Annotated in this window: 24 protein-coding genes; 13 read left to right on the top strand and 11 right to left on the bottom strand. The window is 34.1% G+C overall.

Annotated features, from left to right (window positions below):
* Positions 1-7: 7 nt before the first annotated feature.
* From A7456_RS00590 to A7456_RS00550, 10 genes are all read right to left on the bottom strand, one after another.
* Complete coding sequence (locus A7456_RS00590) at positions 8-385, bottom strand: hypothetical protein (protein ID WP_067006471.1); 378 nt, start codon at positions 383-385, stop codon at positions 8-10.
* A gap of 4 nt (positions 386-389) precedes the next feature.
* Positions 390-704, bottom strand: coding sequence for a hypothetical protein (locus A7456_RS00585; RefSeq protein ID WP_067006469.1), 315 nt, complete (start codon positions 702-704; stop codon positions 390-392).
* On the bottom strand, positions 688-1,077 hold the full coding sequence (locus tag A7456_RS00580; RefSeq protein ID WP_067006466.1) for a hypothetical protein: 390 nt from the start codon (positions 1,075-1,077) through the stop codon (positions 688-690). Before A7456_RS00580 ends, A7456_RS00585 begins: the two co-directional genes overlap by 17 nt.
* Positions 1,074-1,313: a hypothetical protein gene (locus A7456_RS00575; protein ID WP_227713258.1), complete on the bottom strand. Its 240-nt coding sequence runs from the start codon at positions 1,311-1,313 to the stop codon at positions 1,074-1,076. The genes A7456_RS00580 and A7456_RS00575 overlap by 4 nt, the downstream gene beginning before the upstream one ends.
* A complete protein-coding gene (locus A7456_RS11260; RefSeq protein ID WP_158512449.1) occupies positions 1,282-1,449 on the bottom strand; it encodes a hypothetical protein in 168 nt (55 codons plus the stop codon). Before A7456_RS11260 ends, A7456_RS00575 begins: the two co-directional genes overlap by 32 nt.
* Before the next feature lie 254 nt (positions 1,450-1,703).
* On the bottom strand, positions 1,704-3,164 hold the full coding sequence (locus A7456_RS00570) for a DUF4326 domain-containing protein (protein WP_082995362.1): 1,461 nt from the start codon (positions 3,162-3,164) through the stop codon (positions 1,704-1,706).
* Positions 3,165-3,182: 18 nt separating this feature from the next.
* Complete coding sequence (locus A7456_RS00565) at positions 3,183-3,377, bottom strand: hypothetical protein (RefSeq protein WP_067006464.1); 195 nt, start codon at positions 3,375-3,377, stop codon at positions 3,183-3,185.
* A gap of 29 nt (positions 3,378-3,406) precedes the next feature.
* Complete coding sequence (locus A7456_RS00560; RefSeq protein WP_067006461.1) at positions 3,407-4,291, bottom strand: hypothetical protein; 885 nt, start codon at positions 4,289-4,291, stop codon at positions 3,407-3,409.
* 370 nt (positions 4,292-4,661) lie between these two features.
* On the bottom strand, positions 4,662-4,913 hold the full coding sequence (locus tag A7456_RS00555; protein WP_067006458.1) for a hypothetical protein: 252 nt from the start codon (positions 4,911-4,913) through the stop codon (positions 4,662-4,664).
* Positions 4,914-5,352: 439 nt separating this feature from the next.
* Positions 5,353-5,577 (bottom strand): hypothetical protein, encoded by a 225-nt coding sequence (locus A7456_RS00550; protein ID WP_067006455.1) that lies wholly within the window; start codon positions 5,575-5,577, stop codon positions 5,353-5,355.
* A 380-nt stretch (positions 5,578-5,957) separates the two neighbouring features.
* Here A7456_RS00550 and A7456_RS00545 point away from each other — a divergent pair, with 380 nt between their 5' ends.
* The 13 genes from A7456_RS00545 (at position 5,958) to A7456_RS00485 (ending at position 21,286) form a co-directional block, all read left to right on the top strand.
* Positions 5,958-6,344 carry a hypothetical protein gene (locus A7456_RS00545; protein WP_067006452.1) on the top strand — a complete coding sequence of 129 codons (387 nt, stop codon included), beginning with the start codon at positions 5,958-5,960 and terminating at the stop codon, positions 6,342-6,344.
* Between the two features lie 215 nt (positions 6,345-6,559).
* The gene (locus tag A7456_RS00540) at positions 6,560-7,246 is read left to right on the top strand and encodes a hypothetical protein (protein ID WP_066893670.1); all 687 of its coding nucleotides are present in this window, start codon (positions 6,560-6,562) and stop codon (positions 7,244-7,246) included.
* Between the two features lie 20 nt (positions 7,247-7,266).
* The gene (locus A7456_RS00535) at positions 7,267-9,879 is read left to right on the top strand and encodes an LAGLIDADG family homing endonuclease (protein ID WP_067006449.1); all 2,613 of its coding nucleotides are present in this window, start codon (positions 7,267-7,269) and stop codon (positions 9,877-9,879) included.
* Between the two features lie 8 nt (positions 9,880-9,887).
* Positions 9,888-10,511, top strand: coding sequence for a phage adaptor protein (locus tag A7456_RS00530; protein WP_067006446.1), 624 nt, complete (start codon positions 9,888-9,890; stop codon positions 10,509-10,511).
* Positions 10,511-12,790, top strand: a complete 2,280-nt coding sequence (locus A7456_RS00525; protein ID WP_067006443.1) for a portal protein — start codon at positions 10,511-10,513, stop codon at positions 12,788-12,790. Before A7456_RS00530 ends, A7456_RS00525 begins: the two co-directional genes overlap by 1 nt.
* A complete protein-coding gene (locus A7456_RS00520; RefSeq protein WP_067006440.1) occupies positions 12,787-13,113 on the top strand; it encodes a hypothetical protein in 327 nt (108 codons plus the stop codon). The genes A7456_RS00525 and A7456_RS00520 overlap by 4 nt, the downstream gene beginning before the upstream one ends.
* Positions 13,106-14,110 (top strand): hypothetical protein, encoded by a 1,005-nt coding sequence (locus tag A7456_RS00515; protein WP_067006437.1) that lies wholly within the window; start codon positions 13,106-13,108, stop codon positions 14,108-14,110. The genes A7456_RS00520 and A7456_RS00515 overlap by 8 nt, the downstream gene beginning before the upstream one ends.
* A gap of 11 nt (positions 14,111-14,121) precedes the next feature.
* Entirely contained in the window at positions 14,122-15,279 is a 1,158-nt protein-coding gene (locus A7456_RS00510; protein ID WP_067006434.1) for a N4-gp56 family major capsid protein, read from the top strand.
* Between the two features lie 59 nt (positions 15,280-15,338).
* Complete coding sequence (locus tag A7456_RS00505) at positions 15,339-15,848, top strand: hypothetical protein (RefSeq protein ID WP_067006431.1); 510 nt, start codon at positions 15,339-15,341, stop codon at positions 15,846-15,848.
* Between the two features lie 63 nt (positions 15,849-15,911).
* Positions 15,912-16,832 carry an HlyD family secretion protein gene (locus A7456_RS00500; protein ID WP_067006428.1) on the top strand — a complete coding sequence of 307 codons (921 nt, stop codon included), beginning with the start codon at positions 15,912-15,914 and terminating at the stop codon, positions 16,830-16,832.
* 59 nt (positions 16,833-16,891) lie between these two features.
* Positions 16,892-19,198, top strand: coding sequence for a hypothetical protein (locus A7456_RS00495; RefSeq protein WP_067006425.1), 2,307 nt, complete (start codon positions 16,892-16,894; stop codon positions 19,196-19,198).
* Positions 19,199-19,205: 7 nt separating this feature from the next.
* Positions 19,206-19,613 (top strand): hypothetical protein, encoded by a 408-nt coding sequence (locus A7456_RS00490; protein WP_067006422.1) that lies wholly within the window; start codon positions 19,206-19,208, stop codon positions 19,611-19,613.
* An 11-nt stretch (positions 19,614-19,624) separates the two neighbouring features.
* Positions 19,625-21,286: a hypothetical protein gene (locus A7456_RS00485; protein ID WP_145916018.1), complete on the top strand. Its 1,662-nt coding sequence runs from the start codon at positions 19,625-19,627 to the stop codon at positions 21,284-21,286.
* 42 nt (positions 21,287-21,328) lie between these two features.
* Here A7456_RS00485 and A7456_RS00480 read toward each other — a convergent pair whose 3' ends face one another.
* Positions 21,329-22,696, bottom strand: a complete 1,368-nt coding sequence (locus tag A7456_RS00480; RefSeq protein ID WP_067006416.1) for a hypothetical protein — start codon at positions 22,694-22,696, stop codon at positions 21,329-21,331.
* Between the last annotated feature and the right edge of the window lie 64 nt (positions 22,697-22,760).

The following is a 22,760-nucleotide window of genomic DNA, read 5'->3' as shown; positions in this document are numbered from 1 at the left end:
TTTTATATTAATACCACCCATGATAATAGATTTTGGTTTCTGGATTTTCTGTTTTAAATTTGATGGCTTTCTTTAACTCATCAATGTCATCGGTATCTACTACATCATAATACTCAATTTCATCAAATGATAATGACTGTTCATACGCTTCATCACACATTGCTTTGTGTAATCCAGTCAATAAACTATCTGTAAGTTCAATATAGACACAATTAAATTCAATTTCTGTTGGGTCTATCTCTAAATACTCATTAGCTAAGTACTTGTGTAGAAACCAACATTTTCTCCAATAAGCAATTTCTTTCTTGGATATAAAGTTAGTAACTCTACCGTCATCATCAAATTCAATGATTTCTGGTACATCAACAAAACAATCTAAGCCCATAGTATTACTCCATACTAATATATTGATAATATAAATCTTTTGAATAAATTTCTTGGTTGGTTTCAGTTATCAAGAAAGATTGTGTATCATCAATCCAATACCCTAAATCAAATGTCTTTAATTTATTGTCATAAATAACCAGTAAATCATTTGGATTTGGTTTAACAATAAATGGACTGCTACCGTCTATCATAAACTGCTTGGGGTCTAGTAAAGCACAAGCCGTAGAGTCTACAACATCAGTAGCAATAAAGAATTTACTGTCATAGTGTAAATAAGGAAGACCTTGTATAGGGTTTTGTTTAACTAGATGAATCATAAGTACCACCACTTAATTTAATTAATGCTTTTGCATGAGCAATAGCATTCTCTCTGGTTAGATGAGCTACACCATGTTTAATCAATATATCCATTGTTACAGGTTCATTGTATACTTTACATTGTGGGTCAGCATAGTAGAAGTCCACAACATGTATTTTGGTAGCTCCAACAGGTAACTCTGTTATTGGTTTAGGAAATGATATATCACCAACAGTAATCATCTCTACTGGTTTAATACGAAATGAGTATTCTGTACTGGTTAATATACCAACAGGTGAAGTTTGTTTATATTCAACCCAAGTATCATCAAGATACTTATATTCAACTTCTTTACCTAGTCTTAGTGCTTCTAATACTTCTAAAGGTTTCATAATACACCTCTTAAATCAATTAAATTATTAACACCCATTGCTTTTAAATAATTAAGCATTTGGATTTCATCAGTGGTCTTATACCAACTAAGCGATAATAAACCTTTCTCTGCCAATGCTCTTTTAACGTTGCTTACAGACATGCCAGTATCAATAGCAATCTCTTGTACTGTTCTGTCATTTTGAAATTCATTAGCAACCCAATTAAGTTCTTGTTGGTTTAGTTTTATGGTCATGAAATTGCTCCATACTAGTTACTTGGTTAATATTGGCTTGGTAGAAGTTACAAGCCTGTTGGTAAATTTCATTTAAAGCTATTGGGTTATCTTTAAATAAATATTCATAGAATTTAATTATGTCATCTATTTTCATAGGTAACTCCTAGATAAAAAAAAGACCTAGTATTTCTACTAGGTTTAAATGGCACTTGGTTTATATTGTGGTAGGTTGTAGTAACTTCACAACCCACAAGGGCGTGGAACACGCACAATACATATTAAACTGTCTTTAACAAGACAACCTAACAAACTGTGTTATCTCGTATTACAGCTCATGTAAGCCTACGCTCACGCTACGGCTTACGTTCGCTTCATACTCAATAACTGGGTTTGTTTGTTAGGTTGCATTTATGAGATAGCATAGTTACTATTTCTGATATATTGACTGATACTTTCTCCTTTACCAATGGTATCTTCATCACCGTAAAGTTGATTACAGATGTCATCAATTATGGTACTATCACTAATCTCAGCTAAAATCTCTTTGTAGTGAAATCTAAGCTGATTACAATGGTTTGGGTGTGTAGCAAAACTATCGTGAATACAAATCACATCAAATGGTTCGTGTGATAGTACCATATCAAATATACGAACTAATTCATCTTTTAACTCCTTATCTAATTCATTGGCTTTATTGGTTATGGTTTTTAAATCAGCAATATCTGCCATCTTAGTTTTAAACCAACGTTTATTTAATACATTATCCGTATTAAACTCATCTGTACTATCAATAAGTGCTTGTCTAGCATTCTTAATTAGCTTTGGTTTATAGTTACAACGTCTAACCAATGTTCTAAGTAAATAACCATCAATACTGTGAATTGCATTGGCACTATTAGATAGACCAAACTTCAAAGCCATATTTTCTTTATACTCCATGACTGGTGTGCAATCCCAATCAGATAGAGTAGCTCTTTTAGATACTGTTTGCATTACAGGACAATAAGCATAATGACCATCTGGTAGATACCATGAATGGCTTAATGCTTTTTTGTTCCATGACTGTATTAAAATTTGGTTTAATTCCCATGCACCAGCACATTCTTCTTCTAGGACTTCATAAAATACATCTACATTGTCTCCAAAGATACGTTCTGGTACTGCTGTACTGCCATAAAAAGCTGTCATTGTAGCTTCTTTGGCTTTCTTTCTGGGAATATTTAAATTATTATCTAATTTAGCATTTACACGCTCTGTAATGAGTGTATAACCATCTACACGGTTATCTGGGTCAATAATGCCTGTTAGACTAGCACCCTTTTTACAACGCATCAGAGCAGACATAATCTGCAATCCTGAGTTACTAGCATCAAGAGCTACTGTATGACCTATGGGTTTACCTGACTGCACATCTCTTAATGCTTTAACAGCCTTATAGTATAATATAGGTTCTTCTGCTTGGTCTTGGAAATCTTCTAAATATTTTTCATTGGTTTTAACCCATTCAATACGGTCTTCATAGTTTAGCTTACCTAAGCCATAGTGATTGGCAATGTCAATAGCTAGGTACTGCATTGCATTAAACTGTTTCATTGGTAATTCCTTTGGTTTATCCAGTTGGTTTATAAGTTCTATTAAAATATCCCCATGACAAGGTTTAGGTTTACAAAAACAACCTAATGTTTTACCTTTTAGTTCATGTAAATCTTTTAATAGTTCTGGACTGTTTAACAGATATTCTTTGTATGCTTGAATAACTGTTTTTCTATCTTGGTTAGCTGTAATAGGGTAAGGATTACCCCACTTACTACCACGCCCTATATAAATATCATAAGGTTCTTTATATTTATTCACTACTTTGGTTTTCATAATTATTACCTATATAAGTTATTGAATGATGTAATCAGGATAGACGGTATCAAAGTCTACCCCAAGTCTGTCTAATGCTTGTTCAATGGTTTCATTGTCTCTCATTACACCAACTGATTGGAAAAAGGTATCACCGTTATCCTCAAAACCTTTGAGAAAAACGATACCTATTGATACTGATACATTTTTATATCTATCAAATGTATAAATCATAATTTACTCCGTTCATTATGCCTTACAGGTCATAATTCACCTGTAACGTATTCTTTGGTTTTAAGATTAATACAAGCCTTTTCATAGCTTGTACCTTGGGTATTCATCTGATAGCCTTGACTATATACTCTGCCACGCTTATCTACTTTGTGGGTAAAGAATATGGTATTATCAGCTAACTTATCACGAAAGAACTCAAACTGTTCTTTGGCTTTATCATAAGTTTTCTTTTGGTTTTTGTATTCATCAGTATCTATATCAAAGTCTGATGTAAACTCTTTTTCAAATTTATAACAGATGTCTAGGTCTAAGCATAATGCTTGGCTGTTTAGCGTATTTAGCACATCAAGACTGATACACTCATCATGGTGATTTTCTTTATCACCTAAGATAAGACTGTCATTATTAATTGTTAAGAAACCAGATGATTTATTATGAGTTAGTTTTCTTGGTTTGGTCATCATTGGTGGTAAGACACACATGATATTTAACCGTCTTTCTAAGTCATCAGATAAAGCCATATTAGAACGAACTAATATTTTATCTTTTGGTTTATCCCATAGGATTAATTCTGTTGTATCTATGCAATGAAGTATTTCACCCATTGTTGTAGCTGATTGTACTTTATTCATACCCTTAATCTGTTTAGCAGAGCAAACACTTATCAAGGGCATATAATCATCAGCAATTAAGACCAATGAAGTAAGTATATCTAATATGACTGTTTGTAAATCAAAGGTTTTAATAATAGCAAGTCTTTCATTTTTACTATCCCAATAATCTTGGTTTAGATAATCTTGTAAGACTGTTTTGATATTTGAAATATCATCAGCGTATTCAGCCAAGAGATATTCTTTAATATCTTTGGTTAAATGCTGTGGGTGTATTAACATTTCTAATGTAGTTTGGTTCATGTTTTATTCCAATTAATAAGCCAGTTATATTTCAAACTGGCTTGTATTGTTAAAGGGTAAATTGACTTATTTCAATCCAATCTTGTTCTGTCATAGGTGCAAGGGTATTGTTGGTATAAATCATGTACTGTTCTCTAATTTAGTTTTAAGGTAATGAATTAACCCTAGCTTGTATTGCTAGGGTTAAGTGTTAGAGTTGTTTTACAATGGTATAACCATCACTTTTGAGTGATTGAATTGCTTCCATGCGTGTATCTGCTTGTATTGAGACAATTAACATTGTTGTGGTAAGGAAAGTGAAAACTTTCATACTGTACTCCGTTTTAATGAATGAAAAACCTACACACGAATGTATGTAGGTTTAAAGGGATTACAAGCCTAAATCTAGCTCACTCGTTTCAGAACGAGTTCCTGCTTCAACGATTGAACAGGTTAGTTTGCTTGGTAGGTTGGCTAATTGTTCATCAGTTAGCTTGCTAATTTGGTTATGTAGATTGTTATTTTCAAACAATGCTAGATAACCAAGTGTGATAACCTTGCCATTTGGTAGGTTAAATTCCAATTTCAACTCATTGCTAAATACTGCTTTGTTTTGAGCTATTTTGTTTGTTGAACGTGCCATGATAATTACTCCATAGTTGGATTAAGTTAAAAGTTAAATTGGCTAAATCCGTAATAGGATTATTGCCACTTCCTGCCCTGTGGGCAACTACTAAACTACAACTACAAAAGAAGTCCTAAGCTACGAACTTAGCAAAACCTGCAAGAGAGAAATCTGCCAGAGTTTTAACCCAGTTTTACACACCTGTACTGTTTGGGTGTTTGTGTTTGTGTTTGTGTTATTTATTTGGTAAATAAATAAACCCTTTGGATGATTCCAAAGGGTTTTATGTTTAGGTAGTTAGAATTGCTTCAATTCTTTTTAGTTTACGATAGGCTTCTTCATCGCTTTTTGCCATGTATATGGCATAAGCTAATACGTGATGATTATGTAACATGCTAATACTCCTTAGCTAATAAATGGTAGAATAACCCTAACCAAATGGTTAGGGTTATTTGGATTACTTCTTCTTAGATTTCTTCTTGCCATGAGTAGCATACAAGTCTTCATAGAAGTCATTTACTTCGGTAAGATTACGTCCATCAAGTTCTTCACGTAAATCATCCATTGCATTGGCTTTCCATGCAACAGTTTTACCTTTTGCAATATCAACCGTATCTTCAACCGTTGAGAAAGCCTTGGTAATTGCACGGAAGAAAGAAGCGATAAGAGAGAACAAGTTCATGAGATAACTCCTAATAGTTTGATTAATGACAATAGCACCATTGCTATTGCCACTCCCTGCACCGTGTGCAACTACCTAATACCAATACAACCAATAAGAATTATTATTTTAAGGACAGCTAGGGGGGTATAAAATTTCTTGGATGAGTTAGAAAGTAAGGACATACAACAAAAGTTATATTACCAATCGCACTAAAACTTGCATTAGCAACTGCAACCAAACTTATATAGTGCATTCCCTAAAAGGTCAGGATTACATAACTATATTTTTAGATATGATGATACTATTTCTAAAATAAATATTAATCCAATTAAAAATAAGGTAGACTACTTCTTTTGGTTTAGTAGAATACCTATTTACAATATCAGCTAGGAGTTTATATGGCAATTTTACTTTGGATTATTGGTGTCGTAATAGTATGGCAATTTGTTAAACGTGTATTTGGTTTTAAGTTAAGAAAAATGAATTTAGAAGCAAATCATGTCTTTGAAAACAAGTTTATGCCAAAGGTTCTACAAGTCATACAAAATGAAACCTATGTGTTTAGATTAACTGATGAGATGATTGAGTCAATTATCACAGTCCATAACTTTCAAGGTACAGATTTAGGGTTGGATACTAAAATGATAAAATCATCTGATAATAAGTATGCTATGTTATTACAGTATAATGGGGATAAATGGTGTATCATAGCAGACTGTGTAAATAGAGTGGTTGCTATTGCTGACGCTGTCGCTGTTAAAGAAAAACTGCATAATTTTATGTAGGCACAACAGAGCGAGAGCATAACGCTCATACAAATAAGCCAATAGTTAATTCTATTGGCTTATTTATTTTTGTTATATTGGTTTCATAGAATGTATAATACGTCCTAAGACTAAGGACAGTCCTTTACTTTGACCTATCCACTCTGGGCAAGTGGATGGGTTTTTTTATGTCTGATTATTATTGGTTATAATCAATAAGTTTATAGGAGAAATGTATGACTTTATCCATTGATGTGTTAAAAAAAGCTCTGCCTGATAAATATAAAAGAGGGCTTAGCCAAGAAGTTTTGGATAACATTAACCAGACTTTATCTGACCCAGATTTACATGAAGTATATCGTAATAACTTTATGAGCTATCTTACTGTACTAGGTGATGGTAAATACAAGATAACTGATTACTTATCTGCTGTGAAGTATTGCACTCATAAACTGATGGGTAATAGTAATATTGACAGTTATATTAAGACATTTCCTGACAGATATGGTGATATGTTAGCTCGTGGACTAAGTGCCAAAGAGATTAGCAGTATTGTATCTATTTATAATAAAGGTAAACTGGTTAATACAATCATGGAGCAATCCATCATACCATCATGGGTGATTAATCAAGACTTACACCAAAAGGCTATTAATGTATTGGCTGATTTGATGATGAATGCCAATAGTGAAAAGGTAAGGGCTGATAGTGCTAACAGTCTGTTGGTTCATCTTAAACCACCAGAAGTTAAGAAAGTAGAATTAGACATTGGTGTTAAAGCCAATAAAGAAATTGATGACATGAAAAATTTATTAGCTCAATTATCTGCCAAACAAAAGAGTTTGATTGATAACGGTGTGGTGTCTGTGGCAGATGTGGCTCATACAAAGATAGTGGAAGCTCAATATGAAGAATTGGATTAGTTTTATATGGGGCATATCTAATGGCTAAGACAGTAATAGAGTATTTAAAAGAAGTAGATTATGACAAGCTAAACCAGTATAAACCCACTCAATTTGCCATTGAGTTTGTGAACTTTATTAAACTGGTTAATGGCAGTCAAGGTGAAGAAAACCAAACACCTATTATGCACTATAAGATGTTAGACAGTTTGGTTGATGGTAATACTCAGGTAGCTACCATGTGTTTTCGTGGGTCAGCAAAATCATTAGCACTTGATACACCTATCATGACACCTAATGGTTACGTACCCATGCAGGATATTCTTGCAGGGGATACTGTGATTGACAGAGATGGTAAACCTACTAAGGTAACTTGTGTATCAGAAGTATTTAACAAACAAACCTATGAGTTTAAATTATCTGATGGCAGTTCTTTTGTGGCTAGTGAAGACCATATTCATATCGTACAGAAGAGAACTCAAAAAGCAGGTAGTGTCAATACTTGGGAAGAATTTAATCTAACAACCAAAGAGTTGCTAGATAAAGGTGTTTTATACAATAGAAAAACCACTGATAAAAATCCCAAAGGTAGAGATTTAAAATGGTTTATACCATTGGTTTTAGAAGCTATTGATTTTCAGAGTAAAGGGTTTCCTATTGACGCTTACACAGTTGGGGTTATCTTGGGAGATGGTAGTATTGATAGTACAACTGGTATGCCTACAATAACAGGGCATAAAGATGATATATTTGAAGTATTAAGTCATATTCCTTATGAGTATCAAACAATCTATCAAGATAAAAGAAATGCTAATACACTATCTACTCGTTTGTTAGGGCTTGGTAAATTGATACCAACGCATCTAGGTAGTGCAAAGCATAAGGATAAAGTAATCCCTAATGATTTGTTATTTGGTAGCCGTGAAGAGCGTATTGCAGTATTGCAAGGTCTAATGGATACTGATGGAACAGTATCTCCAAAAGGATTATGCACATTTACTAGTACATCTAAATCTTTGGCTTATGGTGTTAGTCATATTGTTAAATCATTAGGGGGGTATGCTTATATCCGCAGGAAAGAAAATGATTATTTAGGTTATTATACCGTAACAGTTAGTTTGCAGAATATAAACCCATTTAGGTTAAAACGTAAAGCTGATAAATGGAAACCAAATAATAAGCATAAAAGTGGAAGTAGGGTAGCCATTGAAAGTATTACACCCACTAATGAGATTAAACCTAGTAAATGTATTGCGGTAGATAGCCCTACTCAAAGTTATCTAATTGATAACGTGGTAATAACTCACAATACAACTGTAAATGCAGAATACTTAATCCTGTATTTAGCTGTGTTTGGGGAACTACCTAATCTAGGTAATATCAATGTGGCTATTTATGTAACAGACAGTATTGATAATGGGGTTAAATCAACCAGAAAGAATATTGAACATAGATGGGAAAATAGTGAGTTTTTACAGAAATACATACCGTCTATTAAGTTCACTGACATACGTTGGGAGTTTACCAATAAAGATGCTAAGAAGTTTGTGGTAAAAGCCTATGGTGCTAAGTCTGGTGTTCGTGGTGTTAAAGAGCAAGGTAAACGTCCACAACTGGCTATCTTAGATGACTTAGTTTCTGATGATGATGCCAGAAGTCCTACGGTGTTAGAGAGCATTAAGGCAACAGTACATGAAGCGGTGATTAATGCCCTACACCCTACCAGACAAAAAATCATTTGGTTAGGTACACCCTTTAATGCCAATGACCCTTTGTATGAAGCCATACAATCAGGTGCTTGGACAGTGAATGCTTATCCTATATGTGAGAAGTTTCCATGTAGCAAAGAAGAGTTTAAAGGTGCTTGGGAAGACCGATTTAGCTATGACTACGTTAAATTAAGGTATGACAGTGCTGTTGCTGTTGGGCGTGTAGCAGGTTTTTATCAAGAACTCATGTTACAGATTATGGGTGATGATGAAAGACTGATATTAGATGAAGATATACAATGGTATCACTCTTATCATCTCATGGATAAAAAGGATAATTTTAACTTTTATATCACAACTGATTTTGCTACCAGTGAAAAAGAATCTGCGGATTATTCATTCATATCTGTATGGGCTGTCAATCATAAAGGATTCTATTTTTGGATTGATGGTATCTGTGCCAGACAAACCATGGATAAAAACATTGATGATTTATTCAGATTGGTTAGACAATATAATCCTATCTCTGTGGGTGTAGAAGTATCAGGACAACAAGGGGGATTTATTGCTTGGATACAGCGAGAGATGTTCAATCGTAATGTCTTTTTTACTCTGGCTAGTAATAGCAAAGATGGTACGTTAGGTCTTAAACCAAATAATAATAAACTAGAACGATTTAATATGGTTGTACCTGATTTTAAGTTAAAGCGTTTTTACTTTCCTCACGATAAAAAGCATACAATACCTATGAAAGAATTAATGCTTGAATTACAGCAAGCGTCTGTGGGTGGGTTTAAATCTAAACACGATGATGGCTTAGACACAATAAGTCAGTTAGCCATGATGAGTATCTGGACACCCAGTCAAGAAGCTGATGTAAGACAAGATTTAATATGGGGTAATGATTACCACGAAGATAACTATGTTAGTAGTTATATTGTCTAGGAGAGTATATGCGATTAAGTGATGTATTTAATACTTTGGCTACAAGTGAATTATCCAATTTATTTCTGGCAGAAGGTACAGTAGAAATTAAACCAAATAAAAAAGAAGTGGTGCTTAGGTCTATTAATTTGGCTTTGACTGATTTGTATAACCGTTTCTTTTTAAAAAGAAAAGAAATAAAAATTACTACCAGTCAAGGTGTTCAGGCTTATACCATTAATGACCCTTTACTCATTGAAATACATAAAGTGATATTTAATGGTAGAGAGCTTTGTATTAATAAACCAAATGGTTATCATCTATTGGCAGTTAATACATTGGTTTTAAAAGATAAACCTGATGATAATCAAACCATAGAAGTTATCTACAAAGCCAAACATAAAATACTAACACAAGATGACATAGATAATGATGTAGAGATAGAGTTACCTGATATTTATCTAAATGCTTTATGTTTATTTATTGGTTCAAGAGTTTATACATCTATGGTTAATCAGTTAGATGGGGATTTAAATGAATCTAACCGATATGCTCAAAAATACATGCAAGAGATTGCTATGCTCAATGACCAAGGGGTAGATGTGGATGGCTTTGAAGAGATGTGGTTGTTTAATGATAAGGGGTTTATTTAATGAGTGTCAATGTATTAGCAATCTCTGATGAAGAGCTACAAGGTATTAAAGCAGATAAAATTAACCAAACTAAGAAATTAACCAACTGGGTTAAAGAACCCAGTATTAATGATTTAAAACATGATTTAACACAAGCTAAGAGCAGTCAATCTGCTTATGTGGCTAAACTGGATAATTGGATTAACTTATACAACGCTCCTAAATTTGGGGACAGTAAGCACAAAGGCAGTAGAGTAGTTCCTAAGTTAGTTCGTAAGCAAGCTGAATGGAATGCTCCTGCATTATCTGAACCATTTTTATCTACCACTGAATTATTTGATGTTAGAGCTTTAACTTTTGAAGATGTTCCCAAAGCCAAACAAAATGCTCTGATTTTAAATAACCAGTTTAATACCAAATTAAATAAAGTAAAACTGGTGGATAAAGTCATCAGACAGTTGGTTAAACAAGGTAGCTGTATTGTTAGAACTGGTTGGCAATATCATGAAAAAGAAGTAGAAGAAGATGTAGAAGAGTTTGAATATTCTGTTGTTGAACAACCTATGATAATCAGCGAAGAACAATCACAAGAACCCAGTGAGTATGATTTGCTAATCCATGAATACGAGAAATTAGCACAATTAAGACAGACTGAACCTGATACTTATGAACAACTGCCCAGTGAACTAAAAGCAGGGTTTGAGATGAGTAAGCAACAAGGGCAGTTAATCAAAGCTGTTTCTATTGGTTTTAGAAAAGAAAAAGTGATTAAACCAATTAGTAATAAACCAACTGTACAAATTTGTAATATCAAAAATGTCTACATTGACCCTACTTGCAAAGATGACATTGATAAAGCACAGTTTATTATTCATGCCTATGAAGCCAGTTTATCTGATTTAAAGAAAAGTGGTCAGTATCAGAATATTGATACATTAAGTGAACTTATCAATAATAAAGACTGGTCTATTCATAATACTTCTGATTTTATGTTTGCAGATAAAGCAAGAGCTAAATTAGCAGTATATGAGTATTGGGGTTATTGGGACATACATGGTAATGGTGAGACTACTGCCATTGTAGCTACATGGGTAGCAGATACATTAATACGTTTAGAAGAAAATCCGTTCCCAGATGGCAAACCACCTTTTGTCATATTTAATTATATCCCAGAAGATGACAGTGTTTATGGCATTCCCAATGCAGAGATACTAGAAGACAATCAAAACATTCTAGGTGCTGTTATGCGTGGTACGATTGACCTAATGGGTAAATCTGCCAACAGTCAGACAGGCTATGCTAAGAACTTCTTAGACGCTACTAATAAAACCAAATTCATAAAAGGTCAAGATTATGAATATAACCAGAACTTTGACCCTAGGGTTCACGTACACCAACATAAATACCCAGAAATTCCTAATAGTGCCATGAATATCATAGCCATGATGAATAATGAAGCTGAGAGCTTATCTGGGGTTAAAGCATTCTCTGGTACTGGTATCTCTGCCAGTAACTTAGGTGATGTGGCTGTTGGTGTTAGGGGTGTTCTTGACGCTGTCTCTAAACGTGAGATGTCTATCCTAAGACGTATCTCTGATGGCTTTATTGCATTAGGTCGTAAGATTATCTCAATGAACTCTGAGTTTTTATCAGAAGAAGAAGTGGTACGAATTACCAACAATGAGTTTGTTAGAGTAAGACGTGATGATTTGGCAGGTGAATTTGATTTGGTTTTAACCATTTCAACAGCAGAAGCAGATGATACAAAAGCCAAAGAGATTGCTTTTATGCTACAAACCATTGGTAATTCACAAGGACAAGAGCTTAATCAGATGATGTTATCTGAAATATTTGAGTTAAGAAAAATGCCAGATTTGGCTAAGCAGGTTAGAGAGTACAAGGCTGAACCTGACCCAATGGCTCAAAAAATGCAAGAGCTAGAAATTGCTAAACTAGAAGCTGAAATTGAAATGATGAAAGCAGAAGCGATGGAACGTCAAGCCAAAGCACAAGTACAAATGGCTAAGGTTAGTACAGAACAAGCACGTGCTGACAATCTACAATCAGACGCTGATAATAAAGTATTAGATTTCATGGAACGTGATGGCGGTATGAAACATCAGCATGACTTAGATAAACAAGCCATGATTAATCAAGGTAACTTAGAACGTGAGCAACTAAGAGCAGATAACCAATTAAATATGGTTAATCAAAAACAAATGAATGATTTAACCAATCAGATTGTCTCACAAGAATTAACACAACAAGATGAGTTTCAACAAATGGGAATTAACCAATGATTAGTCAAAGCGATATAATAAAACAGCGTGAAGAGAATATGTTGCAAATAAATTTGGCAAGTGCTTTAAAAAGATTATATAGTAATCCAGATTTTGTAACAGTATTCAAAAAGTATTATGGTGAGTGTTACGTATTAGAATTGGTTTCTAATTTGGCTTTATATGATAATAAATCGGTAGAATATAAAGAAACCATTAAAGAGCTAAACGTAATTAGTAGCTTTAAGAAATTCTTGGATACAATATTAACTAATGGGGCAATGGCAGAAAATGACTTAAAAGAATTAACTGCCATCCCTGAAAGTGAGATTAACTATGAGTGATTTAACTATCAAAGACTTGTATGCTTTATCTGATGAAGAATTAATGAATGAAGATTTATCTGGTGAGCCAATGCAAGAAGATGTGCAGACACAAGAAGCTGAACCACAAACACAAGAAACTGTGGCTCATGATACACAGACTGCTGATGAAGTAGTAGAAGAAGAAACCACTCAGTCAGAAGAAACTGATGAAGTAAGTGAGATAGATTATAAAGCATTCTATGAAACCATGACTAAGCCATTTCGTGCCAATGGTCGTGAAGTGCAGATTAGCAATGTGGATGATGCCATCCGTCTCATGCAACAAGGTGCTAATTACTCTAAGAAAATGGAGGAGCTAAAACCTAAACGTGCTTTGATTAAAACCTTAGAGCAACATGGTTTAACTGATAAAGAACAGCTTGGTTATTTAGTGGACTTGGCTAATAAAGACCCAAAGGCAATCGCTAAACTGGTAAAGGAAAGCGGTATTGACTTATATGAGTTTGATGTAGAACAAGCCAATGAATACAGTCCTAACCTACAAATACAAGAACCAACAGCATTTGAAGATATTGTCAGTGAAATTACTGCCAATAACCCAGATGCTATTGATGTGCTAAATGTAATTGGGCAATGGGATGATGAAACCAAAGATTTCTTATACAATAAACCTGATGGTTTAAGAATATTTGCTGAACATAAAGCCAATGGTTTCTTTGATAAAGTGGTAGGTATTATTGAAAATGAGCGAATGTTTGGTCGCATGACTGACAAGACTTATTTAGAAGCCTATGCTGATATTGAAGCCATGCTTAATGCACAAAATGCACAGCAAAGTAAACCACAAAGTTTTACAGGCACACGTCCAAATCAAAATAAACCAATGCAAGTGAGTAATGATAAAAAGAGAAAAGCAGGTATGCCCAACTCAGCTAATACCGCTCAAACAACAACTTTTAACCCTTTAACAATAACTGATGAAGAACTGATACAATATCTGTCTTCACAATCATAAGGATAATAACAATGACACAAATCTATGGTGATGCTAATGCCACACTGGGTGCAAACCAAATTAATAAACACGCTTATGAGCGTAAAGCACTCTATGATGCGGTACAAGAGTCTTACTTTGGGCAATTAGCTGATGTTAAGAATATGCCAAAGAACCAAGGTAAGGCTATCAAGCAATATCGCTATATGCCACTCATTGATGACCGTAACCGTGGAGATTTAGGTCTTGATGCAACAGGTGCTAAATATGCCAATGGTAACATCTATGGTTCATCTACTGACATCGGTGTGGTAAGCACTAAGTTCCCTACCCTAGGTGAAATGGGTGGACGTGTAAACCGTGTTAATCTAACTCGTGTGGAGCTAACATCTAACCTAGCTAAGTATGGTTTTTTCTGGGAGTACTCTGCTGACCTGATGCGTTTTGATACTGACGCAGAGCTTATGACTCATGCTAACCGAGAGCTGATGAATGGTGCAACTAAGGTTTATGAAGATAAACTACAAATTGACTTACTTAATAATGCAGGCTTGATTAAATATACTGGTACAGCTACACAAGTTTCTGAACTAACAGCCACTATGGAGCTAACCTATGCTGATTTGGTTAAACTGGGCATTGACCTAGATAAGAACAAAACACCTAAGCAAACCAAAATCATCACAGGCACTCGTATGGTGGATACCAAGACCATTCCTGATTGCCGTGTGGCTTTTGTAGGCTCTGAACTGCTACCTACCTTAGAAGCCATGAAAGACTACCACAATGAGCGTGCATTTATCCCTGCTCATCAGTACGCAGGAGGTACTACACTATTAAAAGGTGAAGTAGGACGTATCGCAGGTTTTCGCATCATTGTTGTGCCACACATGATGAAATGGGGTGGTGTGGGTGCTAATGCTACTAACGCTTCATTCTACAAAACTGGTAGTAAGTATGATGTATTCCCATTCTTGGTGGTAGGTGATGAAGCATTTACTTCTATTGGTTTTCAAACAGATGGTAAGTCTCAAAAATTTACAACCATCCATAAAAAACCCAGTGAAGAGACCGCTGATAAATCAGACCCATATGGTGAGACTGGATTTAGCTCTATCAAATGGTTCTATGGTTTCATGCCACAGTTCATTGAACGCATTGCTGTAATCAAGTGCGTTGCTAAGATGTAAACCAAAAAAGTAGCCTAGACATCTAGGCTACTTTCTCTATCAATTACTAAGGAATTAACATGTCTGAGAATACTCAAACCAAAACTGAAATTGAACTACTGCGTGAACAATTAGATGAACGTGGTATTCTTTATAAAGCCAATGCAACCAAATCTACTTTGGAGAAACTGCTACAAAAAGCTGATGAAGCAGAAGAGCTAGAAGATGAAAATACCAAACTTAAAAAACTTCAAGATGAAGCACTTAAACTGGTTCATGTCATCATCAGCCCCAATGACCCACTTAAACAACAAATGACCCAAGAATATTTTGGAACAGGTAACTTAGTATTAGGCACAATAGCTCGTGTTATTCCTTTTGGGGAAAACTGGTTGGTGGAACAAGCCTTGCTAAATACCATCAAAGAAAAACAATACCAAATGCACATTGTTAAACGTAATGCAAAGGGGGAAGAATACACTGAAAGCAAACTTGTGCCTGCTTATCAGATTACAGAGTTACCCCTACCTACCAAAGCTGAAATTGAAGAGTTAGCACGTACACAACAAGCTCGTGCTACCGTGGAGTAAATTTACTAAGCAAGTTAAATACATGGTTTAATAGACCATGTATTTTTTTTATAGGATTAAATCATGACCATCACTATCCCAAACACAACCATTACTGATTTTAATATTGATGAGCTAACCACAGGCACATTAAATGGCAAAGGTACATTTGACATATTAATGAAAGCCATAGAAGCTCATCTAAGGCGTGAATATGAAAACCAACGTATTCGTGGTACAGATTATGCCAATGCTTATATTGGCTTGATTAATAATGCCCTACATCAGGTAACAAGCTATGCTTTAAATAAAGCTAAACTGCCCTTAGAGATGCAACTGACAGAAGCTCAAATACACAAGATGGGTGCTGATACCATCCTAGCTACCAAACAAGGGGGTCTTATAGATGCTCAAAGCACCAAAGAGATGGCAGAAGCAGAGAAACTACATCTTGACATGAAGCACAAAATACCAAAAGAACTTACCCTGTTAGATGCTCAAATCACAAACCTACAACATGAAGCCAACCTAAAAGAATATGAACTTAAATATCTAAAACCTCTACAATTAGCCATCACACAAAGAGAGCTTGACTTAAAAGAAAAACAATTAGCCATTGCTGAAAAAGAGATTGCCATTAAAGAACAACAACTGGCATTGGCTAGGTTTGAAATAGAAGTAAAAGCTCCTGCTGAGATTAACTCTTTAAATGCACAAACAACTCTTTATAAGCAAAAAACAATCACAGAACATGCCCAGACAGATGCAACAGTCATCGGTGATGGTTCTGTCATTGCTATGAATAATAAAGTACTGTCAGAACAAGCAAGAAGTTATCAAAATGATGGCAAAATTAAAGTATTATCCATCTTATCTGACACATGGAAAGTCAGACGTAATGATGACCCTGATGAAGCACCTGTCAATGACATTAATAAGTTTAATGACCCTACCATCGGTTTGACAGTAACCAAGACCATGCAAGGTGTGGGATTAATTACCTAAACTCAAAACCAATTAAAATAAGTCAGAATAATCTGACTTATTTTTTTTTAGGGGATTTTATGGGTATATTTAGCAGTAAAAAGAAAACCACCATCACAGGCATACATCAAAGAATGTTATCTGATGATAACTTTACCTATTCAAGTCAAATGGCTGTTACTCATTGGATGTGGGAAAATTCAGGCAAAGCAGGTGTTGATTTAACTGGCAAAGATTTATCTGATTACTTGATTAAAGCCAATCAACAATCACTGCCTAGAAAGTTTGATAAGCTGTATAGATGGGCAAGTAAACCAGACAAGTATCATTTTGGTTTACCCAAATCTTCTCTATCAGAGAACCCCCAAAACCAAATATTAAATGAAACAGTTAAGTACTTAAATGGTAAACATGGGGGAGAGATACAAGTAATTGCCTTTGAATTAGGAGATAGAGATTTCTATGTGGAAGCATGGCATGAACTGGTAGAACATTATGGTTATGACACTTCAACCAATGAATTAACTAAGCTGTCAGAAAAGCACGGTTATCCTTGTTATTTAAAAGATGGTTATCTTGCTTTATCCCAATTAACCAAAGATGAGTACAAAAATGTTGGATTTGATAATCAAGCAATACCATTTAACTATGGTAAATACTTTGATAGAGAAGAGAATATATCAAGAGAACAGACAGCACCCATCACAGCAATATCAGACCATATGGTTATTACTTATGGTTTTGAAATGGATGTATTACCAGAAGCGAATTGGGGTAATTTAGAAGAAGCTCAGTATGTAGAGTATACCAAAGAGCGTGTAACTAAAACTATTCAAATAGATTTATCTTATGTCAATCCAGAATACAAAGATGGTGATGAAATACAACAAGATAATGATTGGATATATATTACTTATCTATTTAATGATGATTATTATTGGTTTAGATATGAGTATTTATCTGGTGGTATTGCAAGTATTGATAATGCCTTAACTGCCACCGAAGCCATTGGGGAATATTACCCCAGACTTTATATCAGATTAAACCAGTCAGACATTGTGGATTGGCATAAAGATGCACCAGACAAAAAAGATACTGTGGCTATCTTTGATAAACTAAATCTGGACTTAACAGAGATAACCAAACAAATGCACCAAAGTGTAGGTGGTGAATATGGTAATGTTCGTGGTTTGTATGTCTTTATGGGTGTGCAAGTCAATGCATCTAAAAACCAAAGTGCATTAGCTGAGTATTGTTTTAATTATTTTAAAAAGCTATATGATTTATCAGGGGGTAAAGGTTTATTACAAACCATCCAAGATAAACAAAGCAGTCAGGTATTATCATATCAATACATGACACTCTCAGAGTATGATGGCGTTATCTCAAACAGTTATAGACCCCTTAGAAAAAATGAATACTGCCTAAAAGTAACATCACAAACTCAAACCAGAAGACGTGGACTATTTAGACGGAAAAAACAAAATACCACTTATACACATACGTTTTATCATCAATTAGAAGAGAATAAATATGTTTCTCTTAGTGTTGTTGGTTTAAATCAAACTACTCACTTATCAGGATATAGTTACACCAAAGGTGGAGATGATGGTGAGTTAGTTATTCCCATTGATAGAAGTATAATTAAGCACTTAACCAATAAAGAAAGAGAGTTACTTTTTCATAAGTCATTACATGTTGCCATGATACATGTGAGAGTAACCAAAACCAAATGGTATCAACGTAAGGGATTTAAAGTACTATTGTCAGTAATTGGAGTGGCTATTGGTATCTTTACAGGTGGTACAGGCATGCCATTAATTCAATTAATAAAAACAGCAACACTATCAGCCATTAAAGCCATAGCCATCTCTTATGCTGTGAATGCACTGGTTAGTGTAGCTGTTAAATTAGGTCTAAACCCTAAAATAGCAGGTGTGATTGCTTTTGTGGCAAGTATTAGTTTAGCAGGTATGGCAAATGGTTTTGATTTTAGTAAAGTACTTACAGCACCTAATATTATGAAAGCACTTAATCAATCATTTAACTTTTATGAAAAGATGTTACAGGTTCAATATCAGGATACTTTAAACCAAATGAAACAACTAGATAATAAGATGACTAATCAGAATGAATTGTTAAAAGAAAAACAAAAACTGCTTGATACCAAGGTTTTTAATCCAACCCAAGAAATGCTAAGAAGTAATTATACACCCACAGTAAATTTATTTGAAACACCTGATATGTTTTATGATAGACATTACAACTATAACGTGGTTGCTGTTAGTCATGGTTTAATCACAAACTTTGTTCAAGGTTCTTTAAAAAACAAGCAACCATATCAACCTAAGCAACAAGACATAGAAGATGTCTTAATTATAACGTGAGATTATTATGTATAACTTTAAAGGATACGTACAGCCAAATGCACCACATCCTATTTATGTGAATACTCCTTTTAATGGGTCTTTTGGGCAATGGTTATTTAGTAAAGATAACAACCCATCCACAGGACAACAAGTTAAGAATGGTTGGGCTGATATGTCATTGAGTGAAAAAGCCAATACAGCCATGGGTACAGCAGGTACACTGCTTAGTGCATATAACGCTTATAAAGCCAATAAGCTAGCCAAAGAGCAGTTTAACCATGCCAAACAAGTTCAAGCACAAAATTGGGATGCACAACGTAAACAAACCAATTCACAGCTAGAAGACAGACAAAGAAGACGTGTAGAAGAAGCTGGGGCTAATGGACGTACTACAATGTCTGTTGGTGATTACATGGCTAAGTATGGTATTTAATGGGGGATGGTATGGCTCGTAATGATATAAGATTTGGGCAAGCAGGGCAAGCTGATTTTAGTCAAGCTAATGCCATGTTTCGTATTTCCCAAGAACAGTTAAACAACGCTCTTGCTACTGGTAAAAGTACACTAGATGAAATCAATAAAGCGGTTACAGCAAATAATGACGCTAAGATAAAACAGTTTATTAACTCATTTGGTAAAGATGAATTAGAAGCTAACAGAGATACTATTAATAAGTTCATACAAGATGTTGGCTTACACTCTGGCAATATGTATTCTCGTAATGAGATAGAAGAGTACCATGATAAACGCATGAATGATTTGATAGCCAGAGACAACTCACAAATGCTAAATACTGAAAAAGGGTTACAGCATGAGAATACTTTGGCTAACTATGAAGCTGATAAACTTGTGGCAAGTATTACACGTTCTTTATATGACCCTAGCAAAACAGAAGTACAAAGGCAAAAAGTCATTGATGATATGATAGCAGAAGCCAGACTAAAAGGTATCTCTGATAAAGCATTGGCTTATGCCAGTAATGGTGCTTATGATGTTTGGCAGAGTGCTTTAAAAGATATTAATGGTATCATAACTGGGGGTAACAATATCAGTAATTCACACTATGAACGTATCAGCGGTGCTAATGATGCCTATGCACAAAACATAGGTAATGCACAAGTGGAACTGGAAAATATCCATGCAAATAAAAACAACTTCCCATCAACAGATGATTATAATAAAGCCGTAACTGATGCTACTAATAAGATTGTTCAGTTAGAAAAAGATTATCAGGACTTTGTAAAGAGTAATCCACAGGTGCATCATGGTACACTGGTGGGTAATTTTAATAAAGGTTTACTATCTTTTTGGGATAAGATAGCTAAAAAGAAACAGCAATTATGGGAGAATAAATATAAAGAACAACAAGGAGCTAATAAACAAAATAATGATGACAGACGTTATGATTTGGATGTTGCAAAGTTTCAAGCTGATATAAATAATAGCAATGGTTCAAATAACAAAGATAAAAAAAATGACATTACCCCATCAGGTAATGAAATCTTTGATAAAAACTATGGCAAAGATGTCATGAAACAAAATGAAGATGGTTCATGGCATTATGACTTACCTGTTATGGCTAGGCGTTTAGGAGCAAGAACCTTAGAAAGATATAATAAACGTGTAAATGAGAACATTACAAAACAACAAAAGTATTCTGATTATTATGCCAGTATTCAAGACCAAATTAAAGCCAGTAGTAATGCCAGTGGTGATAATAAAATTACATGGCTTTGGGGTGGTAAGAACAGAGCAGGTCAGTTGGATGATTATCTACAAAAAGAAACTTCACTCACTGATGAACAAAAGATTGAGTTAATGAAAGGTTTGATAAATAATAGATGGTCTTTTAATGAATGGATGTACTCAGGTTCTAATGACACTTTGGCTAAATCTGCCAAAGTTTATTTGAGTTGGGTAAATCGTGCTATTAAAGATAAAAATAAAGATATAAGTGATACAGAGTTTAAAGATGAGATATTGGCTGTTGCTCATGGTATGGGAATTAATCCTGCTGATGCGATTAGACAATTAGCTCCTTATTGGTCTGATGAAGTCAAAGGAAGAGTTCCTATTGAGTGGCAAAGTTTATTACCCAAAAAATAGTTAATAATAAAAACAACCCTTGATTAAGGGTTGTTTTATATTTTATGAATTATCCTTTTTTGGTTTACAGGACTCTATAAATTCATCGGATAAATTTTCTTTGGTAATATATTCTTGTAATTCTTTTTGTAATCTTGCTTTCTCTTGTGGAGATTTTGCGTCTTCAATTTGTTCTAGTAAAGAGGTTACTACCCATTTTGTAGTTTTTTCTTTTGCGTGTTCCACAACCAACTCAGTTGCGGTTAATATATTGCCAATAAATTTAAATAATGATTTTATTAGTCTAAATGGTAACATTATTTTATCCATAAAGGCTTTTCTGTTTTTCTGTCTAATTTGTTTTATGGTTTGCAATATGGTTTCATTAACCTTAGATACAGCATTGGTAGCATTATTAATAATTTCATCTTCACTAAACCTAATACAGATGTCTGCGTTTAATTCTTTATAATATTTTTTATCATCATCATCACAAATTACCAAAGCAATAGTCCAATTAGTGGCTATGTGCTGATAATATATGATAATAACATCATCATCACTGTGCTTTAAGGAAAATAGATTTGGTTTATTATGTAATTTTTTTAAAAACTTTTCTACAAATACATGCTTTTCTTCTATCTCATAGTACTTGTACCAATCCCTCCAAGTTCTGATTGATTTTTTTCTGGTTAAGTTTTGATAAACAAATTTTTGTGGTTCAATATAATATGAAAAGGGTCTGGTTATTGTTGTAATAATATTATCTTTGTCTTCATAAAAATTTTCTGACACATAAGTAAATTGAGAAGTGGTAATACAACAATCTGTATCATTAACAGATATATGCACAGAGTAACTGCCTTGGTCTATTATGTAATAATCATCCACCATGAAATAAGATGCGTCATTTACAGTTAATGCAAAAGGTTTTAATACGGTATCTATAAAATCATAATGAATGAATTTATTTGATATATGGGTATTATTTTGAATATCGTTTATTTTAAAATTAAACCAAAAGAAATCAAAATAGGTAACACTGATATTAGAAATAATGGTATTTATTACGCCTTTTGGTTTGGTTAAAAATTCTTTATTAGTAAAACGAAAAATTTTACCAAATATTTTTATAATATCATTTTGTCTTGATAAAAAATCAGTAAATCTCTCATAGTCATTACCATTACCTACCATCTTGGCATAGCCATCTAGTTCAATGGGTAATAACCAATTCTTATGTTGGCTTATTATCATAAAATCAATGTAGCGGTTCTTACCTGAACTGTCTTTAAAATGATACTGTGGTATGACATCAGTAGGTTGTAAGTTGGGTATATTCATCAAAACCAAATCAACAAATTTCTCTTCATATCCTGCGATATGTTCAAGTTCTCTGTGATACTTGGCTTTCCATTGTTGCCAGTTCATAGAAACTCTGTGCTGTTAAATTGGCTTAAAATAACCGCTAAGTTACTACTTGTCAAATACATTA

Origin of the sequence: Moraxella nonliquefaciens, from assembly GCF_001679005.1 — a bacterium.
Lineage (GTDB): Bacteria > Pseudomonadota > Gammaproteobacteria > Pseudomonadales > Moraxellaceae > Moraxella > Moraxella nonliquefaciens.
The sequence above is the reverse complement of the archived record's forward strand: the minus strand, read 5'-3'. Positions and strand labels throughout refer to the sequence as shown.